The sequence below is a fragment of the Polaribacter sp. genome (genome assembly GCF_965656025.1).
GTDB lineage: Bacteria > Bacteroidota > Bacteroidia > Flavobacteriales > Flavobacteriaceae > Polaribacter.
The window spans coordinates 11835-35788 of sequence record NZ_CBFHJT010000016.1; the positions used below are offsets into that span (position 1 = coordinate 11835).

The 23954-nt window shown below is 27.7% G+C and carries 21 protein-coding genes; 18 read left to right on the plus strand and 3 right to left on the minus strand.

Annotated elements, in window-relative coordinates:
* From ACTG3S_RS04610 to ACTG3S_RS04685, 16 genes are all read left to right on the plus strand, one after another.
* A partial coding sequence (locus ACTG3S_RS04610; RefSeq protein ID WP_439128200.1) for a DUF6909 family protein occupies positions 1 to 1433 on the plus strand: 1433 nt, incomplete at its 5' end.
* A 21-nt stretch (positions 1434 to 1454) separates the two neighbouring features.
* Entirely contained in the window at positions 1455 to 2498 is a 1044-nt protein-coding gene (locus ACTG3S_RS04615; protein WP_439128201.1) for a hypothetical protein, read from the plus strand.
* Positions 2499 to 2500: 2 nt separating this feature from the next.
* Entirely contained in the window at positions 2501 to 3508 is a 1008-nt protein-coding gene (gene rfbB, locus ACTG3S_RS04620; RefSeq protein WP_439128202.1) for a dTDP-glucose 4,6-dehydratase, read from the plus strand.
* 1 nt (position 3509) lies between these two features.
* Positions 3510 to 4364, plus strand: a complete 855-nt coding sequence (gene rfbA / locus ACTG3S_RS04625) for a glucose-1-phosphate thymidylyltransferase RfbA (RefSeq protein WP_439128203.1) — start codon at positions 3510 to 3512, stop codon at positions 4362 to 4364.
* Positions 4364 to 4891, plus strand: coding sequence for a dTDP-4-dehydrorhamnose 3,5-epimerase (rfbC, locus tag ACTG3S_RS04630; protein WP_439128204.1), 528 nt, complete (start codon positions 4364 to 4366; stop codon positions 4889 to 4891). The genes rfbA and rfbC overlap by 1 nt, the downstream gene beginning before the upstream one ends.
* A gap of 32 nt (positions 4892 to 4923) precedes the next feature.
* Positions 4924 to 6174 (plus strand): oligosaccharide flippase family protein, encoded by a 1251-nt coding sequence (locus ACTG3S_RS04635; protein WP_439128205.1) that lies wholly within the window; start codon positions 4924 to 4926, stop codon positions 6172 to 6174.
* On the plus strand, positions 6171 to 7235 hold the full coding sequence (locus tag ACTG3S_RS04640) for a glycosyltransferase family 4 protein (protein ID WP_439128206.1): 1065 nt from the start codon (positions 6171 to 6173) through the stop codon (positions 7233 to 7235). Before ACTG3S_RS04635 ends, ACTG3S_RS04640 begins: the two co-directional genes overlap by 4 nt.
* A 4-nt stretch (positions 7236 to 7239) precedes the next feature.
* On the plus strand, positions 7240 to 8328 hold the full coding sequence (locus ACTG3S_RS04645; RefSeq protein WP_439128207.1) for a glycosyltransferase family 4 protein: 1089 nt from the start codon (positions 7240 to 7242) through the stop codon (positions 8326 to 8328).
* A 165-nt stretch (positions 8329 to 8493) separates the two neighbouring features.
* A complete protein-coding gene (locus tag ACTG3S_RS04650) occupies positions 8494 to 9657 on the plus strand; it encodes a hypothetical protein (RefSeq protein WP_439128208.1) in 1164 nt (387 codons plus the stop codon).
* A gap of 182 nt (positions 9658 to 9839) precedes the next feature.
* Positions 9840 to 10877: an O-antigen ligase family protein gene (locus tag ACTG3S_RS04655; protein WP_439128209.1), complete on the plus strand. Its 1038-nt coding sequence runs from the start codon at positions 9840 to 9842 to the stop codon at positions 10875 to 10877.
* A complete protein-coding gene (locus ACTG3S_RS04660; RefSeq protein WP_439128210.1) occupies positions 10870 to 11421 on the plus strand; it encodes a putative colanic acid biosynthesis acetyltransferase in 552 nt (183 codons plus the stop codon). The genes ACTG3S_RS04655 and ACTG3S_RS04660 overlap by 8 nt, the downstream gene beginning before the upstream one ends.
* On the plus strand, positions 11414 to 12580 hold the full coding sequence (locus ACTG3S_RS04665; RefSeq protein WP_439128211.1) for a glycosyltransferase family 4 protein: 1167 nt from the start codon (positions 11414 to 11416) through the stop codon (positions 12578 to 12580). The genes ACTG3S_RS04660 and ACTG3S_RS04665 overlap by 8 nt, the downstream gene beginning before the upstream one ends.
* 131 nt (positions 12581 to 12711) lie before the next feature.
* Complete coding sequence (locus ACTG3S_RS04670) at positions 12712 to 13962, plus strand: exopolysaccharide biosynthesis polyprenyl glycosylphosphotransferase (protein WP_439128212.1); 1251 nt, start codon at positions 12712 to 12714, stop codon at positions 13960 to 13962.
* The gene (locus tag ACTG3S_RS04675) at positions 13943 to 14704 is read left to right on the plus strand and encodes a glycosyltransferase (protein ID WP_439128213.1); all 762 of its coding nucleotides are present in this window, start codon (positions 13943 to 13945) and stop codon (positions 14702 to 14704) included. Before ACTG3S_RS04670 ends, ACTG3S_RS04675 begins: the two co-directional genes overlap by 20 nt.
* A 46-nt stretch (positions 14705 to 14750) precedes the next feature.
* Positions 14751 to 16025 carry a phosphoribosylamine--glycine ligase gene (purD, locus tag ACTG3S_RS04680; RefSeq protein ID WP_439128214.1) on the plus strand — a complete coding sequence of 425 codons (1275 nt, stop codon included), beginning with the start codon at positions 14751 to 14753 and terminating at the stop codon, positions 16023 to 16025.
* Positions 16025 to 17074 carry a glycosyltransferase gene (locus ACTG3S_RS04685; RefSeq protein WP_439128215.1) on the plus strand — a complete coding sequence of 350 codons (1050 nt, stop codon included), beginning with the start codon at positions 16025 to 16027 and terminating at the stop codon, positions 17072 to 17074. The genes purD and ACTG3S_RS04685 overlap by 1 nt, the downstream gene beginning before the upstream one ends.
* Here ACTG3S_RS04685 and ACTG3S_RS04690 read toward each other — a convergent pair.
* Positions 17039 to 18079, minus strand: a complete 1041-nt coding sequence (locus tag ACTG3S_RS04690; RefSeq protein ID WP_439128216.1) for a sensor histidine kinase — start codon at positions 18077 to 18079, stop codon at positions 17039 to 17041. The two genes, ACTG3S_RS04685 and ACTG3S_RS04690, sit on opposite strands and share 36 nt — an antisense overlap.
* A gap of 10 nt (positions 18080 to 18089) precedes the next feature.
* Complete coding sequence (locus tag ACTG3S_RS04695; RefSeq protein WP_439128217.1) at positions 18090 to 18788, minus strand: response regulator transcription factor; 699 nt, start codon at positions 18786 to 18788, stop codon at positions 18090 to 18092.
* 223 nt (positions 18789 to 19011) lie between these two features.
* On the opposite strand from ACTG3S_RS04695, the gene ACTG3S_RS04700 reads away from it, so the two are divergent.
* Both ACTG3S_RS04700 and ACTG3S_RS04705 read left to right on the plus strand, forming a co-directional pair.
* Positions 19012 to 20907, plus strand: coding sequence for a T9SS type A sorting domain-containing protein (locus ACTG3S_RS04700; protein ID WP_439128218.1), 1896 nt, complete (start codon positions 19012 to 19014; stop codon positions 20905 to 20907).
* 85 nt (positions 20908 to 20992) lie between these two features.
* A complete protein-coding gene (locus tag ACTG3S_RS04705; RefSeq protein ID WP_439128219.1) occupies positions 20993 to 21697 on the plus strand; it encodes a 3'-5' exonuclease in 705 nt (234 codons plus the stop codon).
* A 6-nt stretch (positions 21698 to 21703) separates the two neighbouring features.
* Here the strand turns inward: ACTG3S_RS04705 and ACTG3S_RS04710 are convergent, their stop codons facing one another.
* Positions 21704 to 23566, minus strand: a complete 1863-nt coding sequence (locus tag ACTG3S_RS04710; protein ID WP_439128220.1) for an ABC-F family ATP-binding cassette domain-containing protein — start codon at positions 23564 to 23566, stop codon at positions 21704 to 21706.
* Positions 23567 to 23954 lie beyond the last annotated feature (388 nt).

Below are 23954 nucleotides of genomic sequence, written 5' to 3' on the forward strand. Positions count from 1 at the left end.
ATATCAATTTAACTGCAGATGAAGGATATAAAAATTCTCATTTTAAACCTATTGTACCTCCAAAAAGAAGAAGAAATTGTTATAGAATAGACAAAGATCAAATGAATATTGAGATTACCAGAGGAAGATCTGAAATCTATGATATTTTAACACACTTAACTTTTTTATTTATAGAATCTCATAAAATTCAAGAAAGAGTTACTTTAAATGATGGCGAAGACTTTACAAGAGAATGGAAACATTTAGAAGAAATTGTTGTACATCAAAAACAAATTTCAGAAAAAGAAAGAGAGGTTACCCTGGTTCATCTAGGCAATATTTTAGGGAGATCTTTTGATGAAGTTTTAGGAGTTTATAAAACATTTGCTACCAAAGAAAATCCAGATCGTTTTTTTCAACTGATATTTTGGTTGGGTAAATTAGCGATTAAGGAAGTGTTAGAAAATAACAAAAGAACAGTAACCTTTAGTTCTATTTTGGTAGAAGAAATTGGACACCATATTTATGGAGAAATTTGGGCAAATAATATTAAAAAAGTTTTAAAAACTAATAATTTATTAGAAAGACCTATACATATTATAAGTGCAAATATGCATAGTGTGTTAAATTCCTTCTACGCAAAAGGCGCATTGCCTAAAGAAGCAAAAAACTTAAAAGAGTTTGAAATTTATCACTTACTAAGTAACGAAAATAGCAAACCAATACAGAAAAAAGTAAAGGATTTTGCTTCAAAAAACGGACTTATTTATGTAAAAGATACTTCTGGAACCAATATAAATGTACAAATAATAGATACTGCTAAAATAAATTTTGATGTTTTAACGTTATCAAAAAAACAAACTGTAGAAAAAAATGCAGTTCTTATTGTAATGGATTATGCTTTTGGTGAACAAGCTTACGAAACTATGGATGAATTGTTAAAACCATACACTTGTGAGAAAAATACCAAAACACATTTAGATGTAAAATCTGTTTCTATAATGGGTAAAGCAGGGATTTTAGAAGGTGGAAAAGGAGATATTATGGTGCCATCTGCACATATTTTTGAAGGTACAGCAGACAATTATCCATTTAAGAACGAATTAAAAAAAGAAGATTTAGACGGTTTTGGAATTAAAGTTTTTGATGGTTCTATGATTTCAGTTTTAGGAACATCATTACAAAATAAAGATTTATTAAAGTTTTTTCATGACTCTACATGGAATGTGATTGGTTTAGAAATGGAAGGGGCACATTACCAAAAAGCAATACAATCTGCCTCAAAAATTAGAGGAAATATCTCTAGAGATGTGAAAGTACGTTATGCTTATTACGCATCAGATAATCCTTTAGAAACAGGAGCTACATTGGCTTCTGGTGGATTAGGAATGACGGGTGTAACACCAACATATGCCATCACACAAAAAATATTAGAACAAATTTTTAATAGTTAAACTATAGATTAAAAAATTAACATGTCAACAAACCAACCAACCAACAAAAACGAAGAAGAAGTAGACCTGGGTTCTTTATTTATAATTATAGGTAGAGGTTTTTCTAAGCTCTTTAACTTCATTGGAAATATATTTAAAGGTATTTTTCATGCTTTTATTTCTATCTTAATTTTTATTAAAGAAAACATAGTTAAAATAGGAATTGCAGCTGTAGTTGGTTTTTCAATTGGTGCTTTTTTTCAAGTAAAATCTCAAGATAAATACGAATCTGAAATGTTGGTGCAACCCAACTTTAAAAGTGCCAGTCAGTTGTATAATAATATTAATTATTATAACGATTTGGTAAAACAAAAAGATACTTCAGGTATTCAAAATACGTTTAAATTAAGTAAACCTGAAGCAGCATCTCTTAAAAAATTTACAATAGAACCCATTGTAAATGAAAACGACATTATAAATTCTTACAACGATTTTATTTTAGATGTAGACACCACTACTGTAAAAAGTTACACGTTTGATGAGTTTAAAGCTTCATTTACAAATTTAGATTATAAGATTCATAGAATTAAAGTTATAGCAGAAAAAAACAACGTATTTTCTAAATTAGATGAGGTAATTATTTCTTCTGTAATCAATAATAAATACTTTAAAAGAGTAAAAGAATTAACCAACGAAAATTTGAACAGAACTGATTCAATTTACCGCCAGAACTTAGCTCAATTAGATTCTTTACGGAAAGTATATATGCAAGTAATGGTTGAAGAAGCTAAGAAACAATCAACAGGTACAAGTATAGATTTAGGAGGTCAGAAAAGAACCACCAAAGAGTTAGAGTTATTTGATTCTAACAGAAGAATAAATTCAGATCTAGAGGAAATTGTAACTGATAAATCAGAAAAATACGAAGTTATTAATGTAATTTCTAATTTTCAACCAATAGGTTCAGAAATAAAAGGAGTTACTAAAAACAAAGCTTTTCAGTTGGCGCTTTTAGGAGCTTTGGGAATGATTTTTATATTATTATTACTAAGAGTAAATTCTTATTTAAATAATTACAAAAAATAAGAATGCAAACAATTTTAATTACTGGAGGTGCAGGTTTTATTGGGTCTAATTTTATACCCTATTTTTTAGAAAACAACAAAAAATACGATGTTGTAAATTTAGATTTACTAACATATGCAGGTGATTTAAATCATCTAAAGGAATTAGAAAACAACCCCAGATATACTTTTTTTGAAGGAGATATTTGCGATAGAGACTTACTTGAAAATTTATTTAAAGAATACAATTTTTCTGGAGTCATCCATTTTGCAGCAGAATCTCACGTAGATAATTCTATTAAAAATCCAGATGCGTTTGTGAAAACGAACGTTTTTGGCACTTTTACCTTGTTAGATGTTGCTAAAAATTATTGGATGAATTCACCTAATATTTATAAAAAGGAATTTGAAAATGCTAAATTTCATCATATTTCTACTGATGAAGTTTACGGAACCTTAGGTTCAGAAGGTTTGTTTACAGAAGCAACACCTTATGCACCTAATAGCCCTTACAGCGCTTCAAAAGCATCATCAGATTTTTTAGTAAGAAGTTATTTTCATACTTATGGGATGAAGGTGGTAACCACCAATTGCTCTAACAATTATGGACCCAAACAACATGACGAAAAGTTGATTCCGACAATTATAAGAAAAGCAATTTCTGGAGAAAACATCCCAATTTATGGTGATGGAAAAAATATTAGAGATTGGTTATACGTGTTAGATCATTGCACAGGAATTGAATTGGTTTACAAAAATGGAAGTCCTGGAGAAACGTATAATATTGGTGGAAAAAATGAACGAAATAACTTATATATAGCCCATAAAATTTGTGAGGTTTTAGATGAAATTCATCCTAAGAAAAACTCATACAAAAAGCAAATTAGTTTTGTAGAAGATAGACCAGGTCACGATTTTAGATATGCTATAGATGCTTCTAAATTAGAAAATGAATTGGGCTGGCAAGCATCAGAAAATTTCGAATCAGGAATTTTAAAAACCATACATTGGTATTTAAAAAAATACAATTAATATGAAAGGAATTGTTTTAGCAGGAGGTTCTGGGACAAGGTTGCATCCACTAACTTTAGCCGTTAGTAAGCAATTAATGCCAGTGTACGATAAACCTATGGTTTATTATCCAATTTCTACTTTAATTTCTGCAGGAATTAGAGAGATATTAATTATTTCTACACCACAAGATTTACCATTATTTCAAAAATTATTAGGCGATGGAAACAAAATAGGATGTAATTTTCAATATGAAGTTCAAGAAAATCCAAACGGTTTAGCAGAAGCATTTATAATTGGTGAAAAATTTATTGGTGATGATAAAGTAGCTTTAATTTTAGGTGATAATATTTTTTATGGTACAGGTTTGGCAAATATTTTAAAATCAAATAACAATCCAGTTGGAGGTATTGTATATGCTTATCATGTAAATGATCCAGAACGATATGGAGTTGTAGAATTTGACGAAAATAATAAAGCAATTTCAATAGAGGAGAAACCAGAAAAACCAAAATCTAATTATGCAGTACCAGGAATTTATTTTTATGACAATGAAGTAGTTGAAATTGCAAAAAATATTAAACCAAGTAAAAGAGGAGAGCTAGAAATTACAGAAGTAAACAATGTATATTTAAAAAAAGGCAAACTTTCTGTAGAAATTTTAGATAGAGGTACAGCTTGGTTAGATACAGGTACTTTTGACTCATTAATGAAAGCAAGTCAATTTGTGCAAGTAATTGAAGAAAGACAAGGTTTAAAAGTTGGTGCTATAGAAGAAGCTGCTTTTAGAGCAGGTTTTATAACGAAAGAAGAAATGATTGCCCAGTCTAAAGCGCTTCTAAAAAGTGGGTATGCTAATAATTTGTATAAAATATAATGAAAGTTACAGAAACATTTTTAAAGGGTTGTTTTGTAATAGAACCAACAGTTCATAAAGATGAAAGAGGTTCTTTTATGGAGAGTTACAATCATCAAAAATTTGAAGCAGCTATAGGTGCTAAAGTCAATTTTGTTCAAGATAACGAGTCAGTTTCTAGAAAAGGTGTTGTTAGAGCGCTTCATATGCAAAAACCACCATACTCTCAAGCAAAACTAGTTCGAGTAGTTAAAGGCAGAGTTCTTGATGTGGCTGTTGATTCTAGGAAGGATTCACCAACTTTTGGTGAGCATTTCGCTATAGAATTATCTAGAGAGAATAGAAAACAACTTTTTATTCCAAAAGGTTTTTTACATGGTTTTGCAACTTTAGAAGATGATACTATTTTTAATTATAAATGTGATAATTATTATCAAAAAGATGCTGAAGTTGGAGTTGTGTATAATGATGAGACTTTAAATATTGATTGGATGTTAAAGGAAGGTGAAGTTATCTTGTCTGATAAGGATAAATTGCTTGATAGTTAAATTTATTAAAAATAACATTAATTCAATAAAAATTGTTTAAAACCTTAAAAGATTTTAAAAAAAAAATAGTATTTAGAAACTATTTTTTTTTACTTATCATACAGTTTACTAATATAGTTTTGCCTCTAATTACTTTTCCTTATTTGGTTAGGGTTTTAGGAGCAAAAAATTATGGTATAGTAATGATGGCACATTCACTAGCCATTTTTCTAGGAATTATTGTCGATTTTGGATTTAACATAAGCGCAACAAGAGAAGTTTCTTTACTGAAAGGAGATAAAGAACTACTTTCTAAATTTTATTCAAATGTTATCCTTATTAAGACTTTTCTTGTATTAATTTCCTTTGGGATTTTATTATTTATTGTTTCTTTTGTTTATAAGTTTAATGTTAATAAGGAAGTTTATTTATATAGTTTTGGCATTGTTTTAGGTCAAGCTTTATTTCCAACGTGGTTTTTTCAAGGAATTGAAAAAATGAAAATTATAACATTTATAAATCTATTATCAAAAATAATTTTTACTGCTTTAATTTTTATTTTTATCAGACAAGAAAACGATTTTTTATTGGCTCCTATATTTAACAGTTTAGGGTTTATAATTTCAGGCTTTTTAGGTCTTTTAATTAGCTTTAAATATGTCAATGTTTCTAAACCTAATTTTCAAAAGATTATTCAAATAATTAAAGAGAGCTTTAGTCTTTTTTCGTCAAATGTATTTGTAAGTTTATACACTACTTTAAATACACTTATTTTGGGTTTATTTACTTCAGAGTTGTTGGCAGGTGTTTATGTAAGTATGGAGAAGCTAATTGTTGCTATAAAAAGTCTATATAGCCCATTATATCAGGCAATTTTTCCGAATATATCAAATAAAAAAAACATCGAAATTATAAAATATGTAAAAAGATTAATTGTGCCTGTTTTACTCTCTGGGGTTGCCATAATGCTTTTTGTTATTGTATTTGCAGAAAATATTTTAGAATTTGTTTTTGATAATGAACTTATTACTAGTTATTATTTTATACTGCAAATATTAGCTTCTATAGCAGTATTTTCATCATTAAATATGTTGTATGTAACTTTGCTGTTACCAGCATTAAAAAAATATAACAAAAGATTAAAATTACTTGTTTTAGCAGGTATTGTAAATATCATCATTGTCATTCCCCTTATAAAGCTCTACTCTATTAAGGGTGTTGCAATATCTGCAAGTTTTACGGAGTTATTTCTATTATTACTCTCTTTTTTAGGTTTTCAGAAATTAAAAAAAATAAAAAATTGAAAAAGTTAATAATACTTCAATCCATTACACCAGATTATAGAAAGTTGTTTTTTGAAACAATTAAAAAAAATCTTGGGGATAAATTTATTTTATACTCTGGAGATTCTTATTTTGAAAATTCCTTAAGAGATGATAAATCTATCGAAAAAATAAGTGTTAAAAACTATTTTTTATTTAATAAAATTCTCATCCAGAGTCATTTTATTCATTTTATTTTTACAAAAGGAATTCTTGTTTTAGAAATGAATCCAAGAATACTTACAAATTGGATAATCTTATTTTTTAGAAAATTTTTATCAAAAAAAACAGTTTTATGGGGGCATGCTTGGCCAAGAAAAGGAAAAGATTCAAAAACTGAATTTGTCAGAAAAATAATGAAATTTTTGGGCGATGAAATTATCGTTTATACCGACAAACAGCAAGCAGAATTATTACAACAATTTCCAAGTAAAAAAATTGTATCAGCACCAAATGCTGTTATTTCTTCCTCAAAAATGGAAACCAATTTCGATATTAAAAATAGTAATAATTTTATTTATGTTGGTAGGTTAACTAAGTTAAAAAAACCACTAGTATTACTCGAGGCTTTTCATAAAATAATTGATAAATTACCAGAAGAAAGCAAATTAATAATAATAGGCTCTGGTAATGAATCTAAAAGTTTAGAAAATTACGTTTCTGATAATAATTTAGAAAAGAGGGTGTTATTAAAAGGTCATATTTCAAATTATAATGAATTAAAAAACTATTATGATTCATCATTTTTTAGTGTTTCACCGGGTTATGTGGGATTGTCTATAACACAAAGTTTTGGTTTTGGAGTACCTATGTTAGTTTCAAAAACCGAAAACCATTCACCAGAGATTGAAGCTTTTCAGAATAATAAAAATGGGCTTTATTTTGAAACAGATAGCTTGAAAGATTTAGGAATAAAGATGTTAGATGTATTGGATAATAAAGAAATCTGGATTAAACAAAGAAAAAACATTGTAAATTTTTGCAAAGAAAATTACTCAATTGAAGCTATGGCAGAAGTTTTTATAAATTTAACAGAACACTAAATTTATGACGAAACCAATTAATATACTTATTATTGGGCCATTTCCAGACCCTATATCGGGTGTTTCAATAGCTAATATAAATGTAAAAAAGATATTAGATAAAAATAAGAACTTTTCAGTTAGAATTATAAACACAACCTATCCTAAATTTGATGAAAACTTAGGCAAGTTTTCATTTAAAAAATTTTTCTTTTATTTATTTATAAATTTTAAAATTTATAAAATTATTAAAACAGATAAAGTTTATATAACACCAGGACAAACTTTTTTTGGAATTCTTAAATACTCACCATTTATAATCTTGTCTCGTTTCTTAAAAAAAGAGTTAATTATTCATGTTCACGGTAATTTTATAAGAAATCAGTATAAATTATTAAATGGATGGAAAAAAAACACATATAAATATTTAATTTCAAAATTTGATAAGGGCATTGTTTTATCAAACTCATTAAGACCAAACTTAACTCCTTTTTTAGATGAAGAAAAGATATTTTCTCTTCCTAATTTTGCAGAAGATTTTCTTTTTAAAGAACAAAAAATAAAAAATAATACTGAAGCTATCAACATCATATATTTAAGCAATTTGATGCAAGAAAAAGGAATTATTGTGTTGTTGAAGGTTTTACAAAAATTAGAAAAAGAAGGTATAGCATATGCAGCAAAAATTGCTGGTAATATTGATGTAAAATCTCAAAAAACAATATCCAATTTATTAAATAATTTAGAAAATACTACTTATTTAGGTATTGTTAAAGGGGAAGAAAAGAAAAATTTACTTTTATGGGGTAATGTATTTGTTTTACCTACGTATTATAAAATGGAAGGACAGCCAATATCTATAATAGAAGCAATGGCAACAAATAATGTTATTATTACCACAAATCATGCAGGAATTTCTGATTTAATAATGGAAGGAATAAATGGGTATTTTGTTGAAAAGAAAAGTATTAATGATTTAAAAGAAAAGTTAGAATATCTTATAAATAACAAAACGACTTTAAATAAAATTATTTTAAATAATAAGAAATTGTTTTTATCTAATTTTACTATCAATAAATTTGAAAAAAAGTTAATAAACATACTTTTAAAGTAGTTATAATGTATTTTTAATATGACCTATTTAATATCTTTTTTATTTATTATTCAGTTTTTTTTGCTACTTATTTTTTTTGTTTTTAATTTATTTTACAGAGATTTTAGTTTTAAACAAGGCATCTGTTTTGGTTTACTTTTTTTCGTTTTCTTACCAATTTGGGTTATGATATTTACAGGTGAAATTCCATTAGCAATGTCGGGTTTTGGGAATACTGGTATTAAAAATATTATACTTAAAAACAATATAAAAGCGGCTATTATTTTAATTCTCTATATATTTTCAATTATTTTTTATATATACATGCCTAGTATTAAAATTAAAAGAAATAAAATCAACAATTTTAAGCCTTTGTTGCCTAGTTATTTTATGAGTTATGTGATTGGAATGGCTATTATATTTATTGGTTCAGGGCTATTAAAAGGCGGGAATTGGTATGATAATAGACATAATTTTTTTGAGTCTTCAGGGGCTTTAGCAATACTTATTGCATTTGTGCTTAACTCATCAAAAATTTTAATTATTGGTTCTCTTTTTTATAAATGGCTGCAGAAAAAATATGATAACGTTAAGTTTTTTATCTATACATTTTCTTTTGTTATAATTGATATGTTTTTAACGGGAAATAGAATATATCTTTTTTGTACTGCTATAACTGTGGGGCTAATATTTTTTAAAAAATATCCAAAAAAAATAGTTGTTTTTTCTCCATTAATTATACCCTTTGTCTTTGTTTTAGGTTATTTTGCATCAATTTTTAAACATATGAGAGGACCTTTATTTGAACAAGGTATTCCAACTATTCCTATTTTTTTCGCTTCGCTTTTTAGAGCAATATCTTTAGAGCCCCCAAAATTTTCAATGTTTTTTCTAGAAATATCTGAATCTGTTAATATGAATGTAATGTTCGAAATTTTTAATAGTTATGATAAATACTTATATGGGGTAACCTATTTAAAACCATTATTTTTCTATCTTCCAAGATCAATCTGGTCTTCAAAACCAGAAAGCATTACTACTTTGGCAGCTAACGAATTTGGCGGAGCTTCTTTAGTAACAACAGTTATAGGTGAAATGTATATGAATTTTTATCTATTTGGTTTATTATTGTTGCCTGTTTTTCTATTGGTAATAGATTATTTTTTATCAAGATTATTGAAGGATTTTGGAGGAATTTCCGAAGTAATTCTATTTATTTTTGGAATCTTAATCTTTAGAATGCCTTTTTCAGATGAATTCTTAGTATTTTCTTTTTTGTGGGTTATATTGATTATGACGAGTTGGTTAAATAAACGTAAGTTTAAAATAAATTTAAACGAATGGGGTTAGTTATCCATGTAAAAAAAATAGATTTTATTTATTGGAGTCTTTTATTGTTTTCTATATTTCCATTAATTCCGAATAGAGTAAAAGGACTAGTAATAATTATTCTTTTGCTATCTTCTATATTTAAATTAAAAAGGAATGATTTACAATGGAAAAGTTTTTTTATTAATAGTTCTTTATATTTTTTGTTTTTAACCTCTTATTTGCTTTTTGATAATAAGGGAGGTGAATCAAAACAAATTTTAGAAACAAGTTTATCAATATTAGTTATTCCTATAATTTTTTCACTATTAATACCGTCATATGATTTTAAAAAAAAAATAATTTTAAAATTTATGAAGTTGTTTTTATTAAGTTCATCATTATATGCATTAATTGTGATGACTTTTATATTTTTAGATACAGAGACCTATTATTACAGTGATTGGTATACGAACAAAGCAAGAACACTAATAGAAAAGTTACCTTTAATTGGGCAACATCCAATTTATGCTTCAATTTATAGTGCGGTTTCAATGTTTTTTGTTTTTTATTTGACTCCCATAAAAAGAGATTGGGTTAGTAAAAGAACTATATATTATTTTTTGTGCTTCACTATAAATTTAATATTCTTAATTCTATTATCTAGTAGAGGAGTTATTATAGCTTTTTTATTTTCTGGGTTTTTTGTGTTTATTTTTAAGCTCAAAAAAAATAAGCATAAAATTTATTTAATCTTATTATTTTCAATTGTTATAGTATCTTTTTTTCAATACAATAGAAGAATGAAAGAGCTCATAAATTTTGATACTTATGCAAAAGTCGACTCCAATTTTTCAAACAGTTATAGATTTCAAATTTACAAGTGTAGTTATAAATTGTTGAAAGAAAATTATATAACTGGTTATGGTATTGATAACGTACAATTAAAATTAAATGAATGTTACAAAGAAAATAATCTAAATGAAATGGTAGATAAATACAATAGCCATAATCAATATCTAGATATATTTTTAAAGACTGGAATTATTGGTTTTAGTTTACTCTTAGTATTTTTTATATCAAACTATACAATAGCCAATAAACATAAAAATAATTTAGCTCTATTAATTTTAATATTTTATTCTATTGTATTTTTGACTGAGAATATATTGGTAAGACAATCTGGGATAATTTTGTTTTATTTTCTAATAATATTTTTTAACAAGTTTAATTTTTTAAACGAACAAAATAAAAATGATTAAACAAAATTTAAGCAAGTTTAAATTACCCAAAAATTTTCGAGGCAGAAATGCTTTTGTAGTACAATCTTGGTGGTTAGTGCAATCAATACTTTTTAAAAATTCTCCACAATTTCTATATGGATTTAGAAACTTTTTACTCAGACTTTTTGGAGCCAAAATAGGTAAAAACGTGATTATTAGACCAACCGTTAGAATAACTTACCCATGGAAGGTTTCTATTGGAGATTTTAGTTGGATTGGAGATGATGTTGTTTTGTATTCGTTAGGCGAAATTGAAATAGGTAATAATGTAGTTATTTCACAGAAGTCTTATATCTGTGCAGCATCTCATGATTATTTAAAAGAAGATTTTCCTATTTTTGCTAAAAAGAATATTATAGAAGATGAATGTTGGTTAGCAACTGATGTCTATGTTGCTCCAGGTGTTACTATTCGAAAAGGATCTGTAATTGGCGCCAGAAGTAGTGTATATAAAGATATTCCTGCAAATAAAATATGTATGGGTAATCCTGTAGAAATAATTAGAGAAAGAATTAGTGAATAGTAAAAAAAATATACTTTTAATTTCCCCGTTTTTTTATCCTGAACCTATTTCTACTGGAAAATTTAATACAAATTTTGTTTTAGAGCTTGCAGAAAATGGACATAAAGTTACTGTATTATGTTTTCACCCTTTTTACCCTGATTGGAAAACAAATAAAAGTAAAAAATCTCTGAAAGGTATAAAAATAATAAGAGGTGGTGCATTTATATATTACACTAAAAAAACAATTTTCAGAAGATTAATATTAGAGTTAAGTTTTGCTTTTTTTGTTTTAAGAAAAATTCATAAACATCAAAAAGGAAAAGATTTAATTATATCAGTTTTCCCGCCAAGTTTTGCGTTTTACTCTTTACTGCCATTTTTAAATAAAAGCATAAGAAAAGTAGGTATGGTTCACGATTTACAAGAAGTCTATTCTGAAAGTAAAAAAGGTATCATAAATAAACTGTTACGCTTCTTTATTCATAAAATTGAAAAGAAATGCTATTCTAATTGCGATAAATTACTTTTTTTATCAAATGAAATGAAAAACGAAGCAAAAAAATTATACCACTTATCTGATTCTAAAATTGAAGTACAATATCCTTTTATCACTTTAGAAGAAAATAATACTAACGATTTAAATGCAATTTTAGATAAAGAGAAAATAAATGTTGTTTATTCGGGAGCACTGGGAGAAAAACAAAACCCAAAGCAGTTGTATCAGTTTTTTTCTGAAGCCTCTAAACAGATTAATAATTCAGTTTTTCATTTTTTTTCTGAAGGAGAATCATTTAAAAAACTACAAAAGTTAAATAAAAATAAAAACATTTTTTTTCATCCTCTGGTTGATAAAAAAAACTTGAAGGAACTATACAATAAAAGTTCTGTACAGGTAATACCTCAAAAAGAAAATACTTCAAAAGGTTCTTTACCATCAAAATTACCTAATTTATTGGTTTGTGGAACTAAAATTTTGGTTATAACAGATTCTAACTGTGAAATTGAAGAACTTTTTAAAAAAAATAATTTAAATTTAATTGCTACAAATTGGAACATATCTTATTTAATTCAAAAACTAAAATTATTATTAAACAAAAAAATCGACGAACAACACCAGAAGTCAGTAGCTCTTAATTTATTTACTATTGATAAAATTATTCACAAAATTTTTCGTTAGATGAATATATTATAAAAAATCTAAATTTGAAAAAACGTTACTCTCATTTAATAAGACCTATAAAAATAGTATTAGATATATTACTTATTAATTGTATTGTATACTTGATATATGATAAAGAGTATTTGAATTTGAAATTCTTATCATATATTTCACTTTTTTGGTTGTTAGCTTCATATTTTTTGGGATATTATAAAGTTTATAGGTACACCAATTATTTAAGGTTATTTAGTCTTTTAGGTAAACAATTTATAATATTTATACTTGGTTACTTTGCATACTTTGGTATTTTTAGAGAAGGTGAGGTAGTAAATAACCAGTTTTTAATACTATCCTCAATTATAGCAGGTATTTCAATTTTTAAGTTCCTGTGGTTATACTTATTAAAAAAATACAGGTCATTAGGTAAAAATTATAGATCTACCATTGTAATTGGTTATGATGATTCTGCAAAAAACATTATTAAACTTTTTAAAAGTAAATCTAACTTAGGATATAAGTTTCAAGGTTTTTTTACTGATAAAACATATAAGAATAGCTTTTACTTGGGTAACTTTAATGAAGTTTTTAATTATGTTTCTAAAAATGAGGTAGATGAAATATATTGTTCAATATCTTCTTTAGAAAAAAATCAAATAAAGAAAGTAAATAAACTTTCAATTGAAAAAAACTTAAATTTAAAATTAATTCCAGAGTCTAACGAACTTTACAGTAAAAATCAAAACATTGAATTTTATGATGATACAATAACGGTTTTAAATGTAAAAAAGCTGCCCTTTGAGTTTGCAGAAAACTTCTATATAAAACGGTTATTTGACATATTTTTTTCAGCTTTTATATGTTTATTTTTACTTTCTTGGTTAATTCCTATTTTATGGGTTTTAGTAAAACTAGAGTCAAAAGGACCTTTAATATTTAAACAAAAAAGAGAGGGGTTAAATGGAGAAGAATTTGTTTGTTATAAATTTAGGTCTATGAAAATTAACAACTTATCACACAAAGTACATGCTACAAAAAATGATATTAGGGTTACTAAAATAGGAGCATTTCTTAGAAAAACTAGTATGGATGAATTACCACAATTTATAAATGTATTTTTTGGAGATATGAGTGTAGTAGGGCCAAGACCCCATTTAGAAAGTTTATCATTAGAATATCAAAAAGACGTAGAAGATTATTTAAAACGTCATATTGTAAAACCAGGAATCACAGGGTTGGCTCAAATAAGTGGTTATAGAGGAGAAATTAAGAACAAGTCTGACATTAAAAACAGAGTACGTTTAGATATTTTTTATATAGAAAATTGGTCTTTTTTCTTAGATATTAAAATAATTATACAAACTGTTTTAAACATTTTTAAAGGTGAAGAAAAAGCCTATTAATATGATTTCTGCCTCCATTGTTTTGTTCAACGAAAATATAGAAACGCTTAAGAAGACAGTAAAGTCTTTTTTAAGTTCTCCGTTAGAAAAAAAATTATATTTAATAGATAATTCTCCCATAAACAGTTTTGAAACATATTTCAAAGATCTAGAGATAGAATACATATTTGTTGGCAGAAATATAGGTTTTGGAGTTGCACATAATTTAATTTTAAATAAAATTGATTCTGATTTTCATTTAATCTTAAATCCAGATGTAGAGTTTAATCCCACAGTTATTCCGAATTTAATAGCAGAATTAGATAAAAAACCAGAAGTATCTTTTATAACACCAAAAGTAGTTTACCCAAACCAAGATTTACAATTTGTGTGTAGAAAACATCCAACTCTTTTAGATGTAATTAATAGAAGATTTCCTTTTTCAAAGAAATTGAAATTAAAAAACGAATATAGAAATCATGATTTTAACAAGTCTTTCCATCCAGAATTTATTCATGGTTGTTTTATGTTGTTTAAAACCAAAGATTTAAAAGAATTACAAGGTTTTGATGAACGCTATTTTTTATATATGGAAGATGCTGATATTTGTAGAAAAATTGATAAATTAGGTAAAAAAATATTGTATTACCCAAAAGAAAAAGTAATTCATCAACATCAAAAAGGCTCTTCAAAAAGTTTAAAGTTATTTTTTAGACATACTAGTTCCGCAATCAAATATTTTTTAAAGTGGGGATTTAGGTAACCAACTTTTTTTAAAATATATTTGCAAATACAACAACACAACACAAATGAACATTCTTATTTTAGGCTCTGGAGGTAGAGAGCATGCTTTTACTTTAAAATTATCAGAAAGTAAAAAAGTAAACCAAATTTTTGTAGCCCCAGGAAATGCGGGTACAGATAAAATTGCAACCAATATTAATATCAATCCCACAGATTTTGCTGCCGTAAAACAAACAGTTTTAGAGAATGATATTAAAATGGTAGTTGTAGGTCCAGAAGCACCTTTAGTAGCTGGTGTTCATGATTTCTTTTTAGCTGATAACGATTTAAAATACATTCCAGTAATCGGGCCTAAAAAAGACGGAGCAACTTTAGAAGGCTCTAAAGATTTTTCGAAACAATTCATGCAAAAATATGGTGTTCCAACTGCACGTTATCAATCATTTACAAAAGAAAACTTAACAGAAGGTTTTACTTTTTTAGGAACCTTAGCACCACCTTATGTTTTAAAAGCAGATGGTTTAGCAGCAGGTAAAGGGGTATTAATTTTAAATTCTTTAGAAGAGGCCAAAGCTGAATTAAAAGAAATGGTTTCCAATCAAAAATTCGGAGAAGCATCTTCTACAGTAGTAATTGAAGAATTTTTAAAAGGAATAGAATTGTCTGTGTTTGTGTTAACAGACGGAAAAAACTACAAAATTTTACCATCAGCAAAAGATTACAAAAGAATTGGTGAAGGTGATACAGGTTTGAATACAGGTGGAATGGGTGCAATTTCTCCTGTACCATTTGCAGATGATGCTTTTTTAAATAAAGTAGAAGAATTGGTGGTAAAACCAACAATTGAGGGTTTACAAAAAGACGGAATTGACTACAAAGGTTTTATATTTATTGGTTTAATGAACGATAATGGTAACCCTTCTGTAGTTGAATATAATGTTAGAATGGGAGATCCTGAAACAGAGGTAGTTTTGCCTAGAATTGAATCTGATTTATTCGATTTATTCGATGGTGTAGCCAACCAAAATTTAGATAAAAAGTCTTTCTCTGTAACCTCTAAAACTGCTACAACTGTTATGTTAGTTGCTGGTGGATACCCTGAAGTTTACCAAAAAGGAAAAGAAATTTCAGGTTTTGAAACTATTGAAAATTCCATTGCTTTTCATGCAGGAACTACAATAAAAGATGATAAAGTTGTAACCAATGGTGGTCGAGTGATGGCAGTTACTTCTTTTGGAGAAACTATTGAAGAGGCTTTAGAGAAATCTTACAAAAGCATAGATAAAATTCATTTCGATAAAATGAACTACAGAAAAGATATTGGTTTTGATCTAATATAATGAAACGCAAAATAATAGTAGCACCACTAAATTGGGGTTTGGGTCATGCTTCACGTTGTGTGCCAATTATTAATGCTTTAATTTCAAACAATTTTATACCAATAATTGCTTCTGATGGTCATTCCTTGTCGTTTTTACAGCAAGAATTTCCTCAATTAGAAAGTTTAGAATTGCCTGCTTATCAAATTTCATATGGCAAAAATTTAAAGTTGAAATTAGTTCTTCAATTCCCAAAACTTTACAAAACTTTTAAAAAAGAAAATAGGCTAATTAACGATTTTGTCAAAAATAATAAAGAGGTTGTAGGCATTATTTCCGATAATAGATTTGGTGTTTTTAACCATGCAATTCCTTCTGTGTATATCACCCATCAAGTAAATGTACTTTCAGGTTTTTCTACTTTTTTAACCAGTTTTATGCATCAAAAGATCATCAAAAAGTTTGATGAATGTTGGATACCTGATAATTCAGAATCTGAGTTTTCTGGAAAATTATCAACCACAAATAAAAACAGCAACTTAAAATATATTGGCGTTTTAAGTCGATTTAAAAAACAAACACTTAAAAAAGAAATTGATCTGTTAGTGCTAGTTTCTGGACCAGAACCCAACAGAAGTTTTTTAGAAGATAAGTTGAAAGCAGTCTTTAAAAATGACAACAGAACTATTGTTTTTGTTCTAGGAAACGTAGAACAACATCAAAAAAAATGGAAAGAAAACAATACCACTTTTTACAATTACGTATTGTCTAATCAATTAGAAAAATTAATAAATACTAGTGAAATTGTGGTTTGCAGATCTGGATATTCTTCCATTATGGATTTGGCAATTTTACATAAAAAAGCCTTTTTTATTCCTACAAAGCATCAATCTGAACAAGAATATTTAGCCAAATATTTAGCATCTAAAAAAATGGCGCCTTTTTCTAATTTAAACGATTTTAAAAAAGAAAAATTAAAAGAGTTAGAAAATTATATTGGATTGAAGGCAAATGAAAATCAACTAGACACTGACTTATTTAGCCTTTTCGAGTGTAAAAGAAAACTCTGAACCTTCACCAAAAGTACTTTTTAATAAAATGGTTTGGTCATGTGCTTCTACAATGTGTTTTACAATAGATAAGCCTAGACCAGAGCCACCTTGCTCTCTAGATCTACTTTGGTCTACTCTATAAAAACGCTCAAACAAACGTGGTAAATGTATCGATTTTATGCCTTCGCCATTATCTACCACTCTTACAACAAATTTATTTGCGTTGTAAGTATCTATGGCTAAAACTGTAGTTCCATTGGGTTTACCATATTTAATAGAATTTACAATAAGATTTATAAGCACTTGTTCTATTTTTTCGATATCTCCTTTTACAAAAACTGGGAACTCATAAATTCGATCGAATTTTAGGGTAATATTTCTTTTTTTGGCTTTCATTTCAAACAAATCGAATACATTTTGTATCAATTCTAAAATGTTAAAAACCTCTATATTTAGTTTTAAGCCGTCTGTTTCTAACTTGGCAATCATGTCTAAATCTTTAGTAACAGCAACTAATCTTTCTACACCTTTGTTAGCTCTTTCTAAATATTTTTTTCTAATTTCTTTATCACTACCAGCGCCTTCTAAAAGCGTTAATATATAACCTTGTACAGTAAAAAGCGGCGTTTTAAGTTCATGAGCAACATTGCCTAAAAAATCTCTTCTAAAAGAATCTCTTTCTGTTAAGTTTTTAATTTCCATTCTCTTTCCCTCCACAAATTTTTGCATTCTTTTAGACAGTTGTTCTATGTCTGTGGTGGCAGATTCTCTTCGTAAATCTTTAACATCTAATATAGAAACATCTTCGTAGATTTTTTTTAATCTTCTGTAAATAAAATGTTCTGCTCTGTATTGAATGATAAAAAAAGAGATGATAAAAAGTAAAGCAATAGAAATTATAAGTGCGCCTATACCTAAATGTTTAACAATTACAAAGTAAGAAATAGTTGCAATAATAACTGATAGAAGTGTTAAATATATGGCAGACCAAAGTGCGTAAGAGTATGTTCTTTTAATTTTCATTTAGGCAAGTTTAATTATCTGCGCCCTCTAAAACAAATTTATACCCAACACCTTTTACGGTTTTAAAGTGATGATCTCCTATTTTTTCTCTCAATTTTCTAATATGCACATCTATAGTTCTACCCCCTACAACAACTTCATTACCCCAAACAGTATCTAAAATAACTTCTCTTTTAAAAACCTTACCAGGTTTAGAAGTTAATAAAGAAAACAATTCGAATTCTTTTCTAGGCAAAGAAATTTTTGTACCCGCTTTATAAACAACATATTCTTCCCTATCTATAACAATATCTCCTATTTTAAAAGCTTCTTCATTTTGTTTATCAGACTTTAACCTTCTTAGTAAAGATTTTACTTTACTTAATAAAACCTTTGGTTTAATAGGTTTGGTAATATAATCGTCTGCACCAGCTTCAAAACCTGCAACTTGGGAGTAGTCCTCACCTCTTGCCGTTAAAAAAGAAATAATAACATTTTCTAAAGAGTTAATTTTTCTAATTTTTTCACAAGCCTCTATACCATCCATTTCTGGCATCATAATGTCTAGTAAAATTAAATGAGGGGTGTTTTTTTTGGCAGATTTTATAGCTTCTTGTCCATTTTTTGCCGTAAAAATTTGGTATCCTTCACTTTTTAAGTTGTACCCAACTATTTCTAAAATATCAGGTTCATCATCAACCAGTAAAATTTTAATATCACTTTTGTTCATAAATTTTTTAAAAAACTGTGCGAACCAAAAATACTAATAATTTGATTAGAATAACAACTACTTAACAATCATTTAATCTATTGCTGTTTCGTTAACATTAAAATAACCTTAAAATTAACCTTAAAATATTAGCTAATTAACAATTTGATAATGATATATATAGGAATTATGTATCTTAAAAATTCCTATATTTACTCAATTAATCTAATCTAATATTTTACATATGAAAAAAAATTACTTTTTTACTTTACTTTTAACTTTGTTTTGTAGTACTATACTTTTAGGACAAGGAAAAGAAACTTTCGATAAATCTAGTATAACTACTTCTTATGCAGATGGCAGTTTTGTTGGAGAAAATTCAATTACATGGTCTTATATAGCATCAAGAGATGCAAATGGAGATAATAATAATTCTGGAATATCTTTACCAGCATTAATGCTTAGAAGAAGTTCTGATGATAGTAAAGTAACATCGAGCACAATTTCTGGTGGTATTGGAGATTTTTCTGTGAAACTTTATAAAGGTTTTACAGGTGGAGGTAACAGACAAGTTGAACTTTTTGTAAACGGAGTTTCTAAAGGAACTTCTACACCTTTTGATGATTTTAACGAACATGTTTTTACTGTTTCTGGTATAAACATAACTGGAGATGTAGTTATTGAATTAAAAAATATAACTTCTAAACAAGTAATTGTAGATGATATCACTTGGACAGCTCCTAGTACTGAACCTTTCTTATCAATCTCTTCACCTACAGAATCTACAGTTTATAAAACAACAATGGTAGATGTAACTATCAATGTTTCAAACTTTACAGTTTCTGCAGATAATGGTTCTGGTGTTTCTGATAATTCTGGTGATGGTTATATAAAAGCTTCATTAGAAACAATCGGTGGTTCTACAGAAATCACCAATTTTTATACGACAACTTTACCTTCAATAGAAGTGGTTCCTGGTTCTTCATATACTTTAACATTAGAATTAGTAGATAACTCTGGTGCTGCTTTAAGTCCTGCAATATCAGAATCTGTTTCTTTTTCTGCTGACTTTGGATGTGATTTATCTTTAGAAGAAATAGCTACAACTTGCGATACAGAGACAGCTGGTACAGATACTTACTCAGCTACAATAGCATTTACAGGAGGTAACACTGGTGCAACTTATACAATTACAGCTCCTTCAGGTGTAGTTGTTGGTGGTGATAATCCTGATACAGTTGAAACAGGAACTATTACTTTTTCTAATATATCAGAGGGTGTAGATGCAGATATTACAATAGTTGGTAATTCACAAAGTACTTGCGATTTATCTAGAACTTTATCTAGTCCAACTTGTGTACCAGCAGCTACTTGTCCTGCAGTTGGGGCAATAATTATTACAGAAATTATGCAAAATCCTTCATTTGTTGGCGATAATGATGGCGAGTATTTCGAAGTTTACAATACTACATCTTCATCAATAGATTTATTAGGGTGGATTTTAAAAGATACAAGTAGTTCTTCTGAGATACATACTATTGCTTCTAGTGTTGTAGTTCCAGCAAATGGTTATGCTGTTTTAGGTGTAAAAAGTGATGTTAGTATAAACGGCGGTGTTACAGTAAACTATGAGTACGGAGCTGGTTATTTTTTAGGAAATGGAGCAGATGATATTGTTTTAGAATGTGGAGGTACTGCTATTGATCAAGTTGATTGGGATGGAGGAACAGAATTTCCTGACCCAAATGGTAAAAGTATGGAGTTAGCAACAAATAAATATTCTGCTACAGATAATGATGATGGTGCGAATTGGGCAGAAGCTACCTCTGAAATTGTTTCAGGTGGTGATTTAGGAACTCCAGGTATAGCAAATGACTTTGTGTTAAGTTTAGAAAGAAATGCAATTTTAGGTTTCGCAACCTATCCAAATCCTATAACAAACCATCAGTTTACAGTTACTTCTAGTAATAGTAGCAAAAAAGAAATTGCTATCTATAATTTATTAGGTAAACAAGTGTTGTTAACTACTATTAATGGCACAAAAGCCACTATAGATGTAGCAAACGTAACTGCGGGTATTTATATTTTAAAAGTAACAGAAAACGATAAAATTGCCACAAGAAAATTAGTAATTAAATAATTTTTTAAGCATAAATTTTTCTAAAAGCTCCGAAATTTTCGGAGCTTTTCTTTTTTTATTATCTTTAGACTAGAAAAAGAAACCTATGAATTTAAAAGTTAAAATTGCCAATATCTTATTTTTAGATATAGAAACTGTGCCACAAGAAAGTAGCTGGAACAATCTATCAGAGGAACATCAAAATTTATTTGAAAAGAAAACACAATACCAACGTAAAGAAGAAATTACAGCAGAAGCGTTTTACGAAAGAGCAGGTATTTGGGCAGAGTTTGGTAAAATTATCTGTATTTCAGTTGGGTATTTTACAGAGAATAAATTTAGGGTAACTTCTTTTTTTGGTGATGATGAAGCTAAAGTTTTAGCTGATTTTAAATTTATGTTAGACAAACATTTTTCTAAACCTTCACATGTTTTATGCGCTCATAATGGTAAGGAATTCGATTTTCCTTTTATAGCCAGAAGAATGATTATACACCAAATAGAACTGCCAAAAAAATTAAATTTATTTGGTAAAAAACCTTGGGAAGTGCCTCATTTAGATACTTTAGAATTATGGAAATTTGGCGATTATAAACACTACACTTCTCTAAAATTATTGACCGCTATTTTAGGAATACCATCACCAAAAGATGATATTGATGGCAGTGAAGTTGCAAGTGTGTATTACAAAGAAAAAAATATACAAAGAATTGTAAATTATTGCGAAAAAGATACCATTGCTGTTGCGCAAATCTTGTTAAAATTCGACAATCAAGAAATCTTAAAAGAGGCTGATATTGTTAGAGTTTAAAAATTATCATTCCATTTTCATAGAAAGTTCTAACCAACGTTCTTCTTTTTGCTCTATTTCTTTAATAATTTCTTCTAATTCTTTCGATTTTTCAGGAATATCTTCGGTTGTAATTTCAACATTTAAAAACTGTTTTTCTATGGTGCTTTTTCTTTTTTGAAGACGCTCAATTTCTGCTTCTAAAGCACCAAACTCTCTTTTTTCGTTAAAGCTTAACGATGTTTTAGATGTTTGTTTAACTTCTTTTTTCTCAATCGGTTTTTCAGCAACTGTGGTTTCTGTGTTATCTGTAGAATTATCATAGGCTCTAAAATCTGAGTAATTCCCTGGAAAATTTTCTACAACACCATCACCTCTAAAAACAAATAGTGCATCTACAATTTTATCCATAAAATATCGGTCGTGAGAAACTACTAATAAATTACCTGGGTAATCTAATAAGAAACTTTCTAAAACATTTAGAGTTACCACATCTAAATCGTTTGTAGGCTCATCTAAAATTAAAAAGTTAGGATTCTGTATTAAAACTGCACATAAATACAGTCTTTTCTGTTCACCACCAGAAAGTTTTTCTACAAAGTCGTACTGTTTTTTCTTATCAAATAAAAAGCGTTCTAAAAGTTGAGATGCAGAAATTTTTCTACCTTTTGTTAAAGGGATAAACTCGCCAAACTCCTTAACAACTTCTATTACTTTTTGTCCTTCTTTTATGTTGATACCAGCTTGTGTGTAATACCCAAATTTTACAGTTTCCCCTAAAACAACCTTACCACTATCTGCAGGTGCTTTTTCGGTTATAATATTTAAAAAAGACGATTTTCCTGTACCATTTTTTCCAATAATACCAATGCGTTCTCCTCTTTTAAAAACATAATCAAAACCATCTAAAATTACTTTGTCATCAAAAGATTTAGAAACTTTATGCAGTTCAAGAATTTTGCTTCCCAAACGTTCCATATTTATTTCTAATTGTATTTGGTGGTCTTTTCTTCGTTGATGTGCTTTTTCTTTAATTGTGTAAAAATCGTCTGTTCTAGATTTCGATTTTGTAGTTCTGGCTTTGGGTTGTTTACGCATCCAATCTAGCTCCTTTTTAAACAAACTTTTTGCTTTACTTAAATTGGTAGCTTCTAATGCCAAACGTTCTTCTTTATTTTGTAAATAGTACGAATAATTTCCTTTGTATTTATAGATTTTACCTTCATCTAACTCTAAAATTTCATTACAAACACGTTCTAAAAAATATCGATCGTGAGTAACCATAAAAAGAGTAATTTTTTCTTTAGCAAAAAAAGCCTCCAACCATTCTATCATCTCTAAATCTAAATGATTTGTTGGTTCATCTAAAATTAGTAAATCGGGTTTGTTAATAAGAACAATGGCTAAGGAAAGTCTTTTTCTTTGTCCACCAGAAAGAGCACTAACTTTTAAAGTTAAATTGTCTAGTTTTAGTTTAGATAAAATTTGTCTGTATTGTGTTTCAAAATCCCAAGCATTGTATTGGTCCATCAAATCAAAAGCAGCTTGGTAGGCATCTGTATCATTAGGGTTTTTTAATGCTTTTTCGTATTTGTTTACAATAGAAAGAATTTTATTATCTGTTGCAAAAATGGTTTCTTCTATGGTTAAATTTTGGTTTAAATCGTCTTTTTGAGATAAGTATGCAATAGAAATGTCTTTTCTGCTTACTACTTGCCCAGAATCTGGTGTGTCTAAACCTGCAATAATATTTAAGATAGATGTTTTACCACTCCCATTTTTTGCTACAAAAGCTACTTTTTGATCTTTATTGATGCCAAAAGAAATGTCTTCAAATAAAACACGCTCTCCGTAAGCTTTAGATATATTTTCTACTGATAAATAATTCATTAAGATTATTTTTTTTGCAAAGAAACAAAAAACCCAAGCAAACGCTTGGGTTTTTAAATCATTTAATTTTTAGGGGTCGCATTGGGGGAATATGCTAACTAAATGATCTATTTTGTTGTTGTAAAAATACTACCAAATAATGCTTGTGTCAATCCCTGAATTCAGGTATTTTTCTGCATCCCTGAATTCAGGGATATTTGTACCTGAATTCAGGGATGTTTAAATTGTAAAATCTTGTAAATCAATATATTGTATATTTATTTTTTTAGTTTTTTTTTGAGTGTTTTAAATTATTAAAATTTTAAAAAAGTACTTTTTTGTTTTTAAAACGTTTAAATTTAATTAAAGTCAGTAAAATTTTTTTTTAATATCAAGTACATTTGTCATT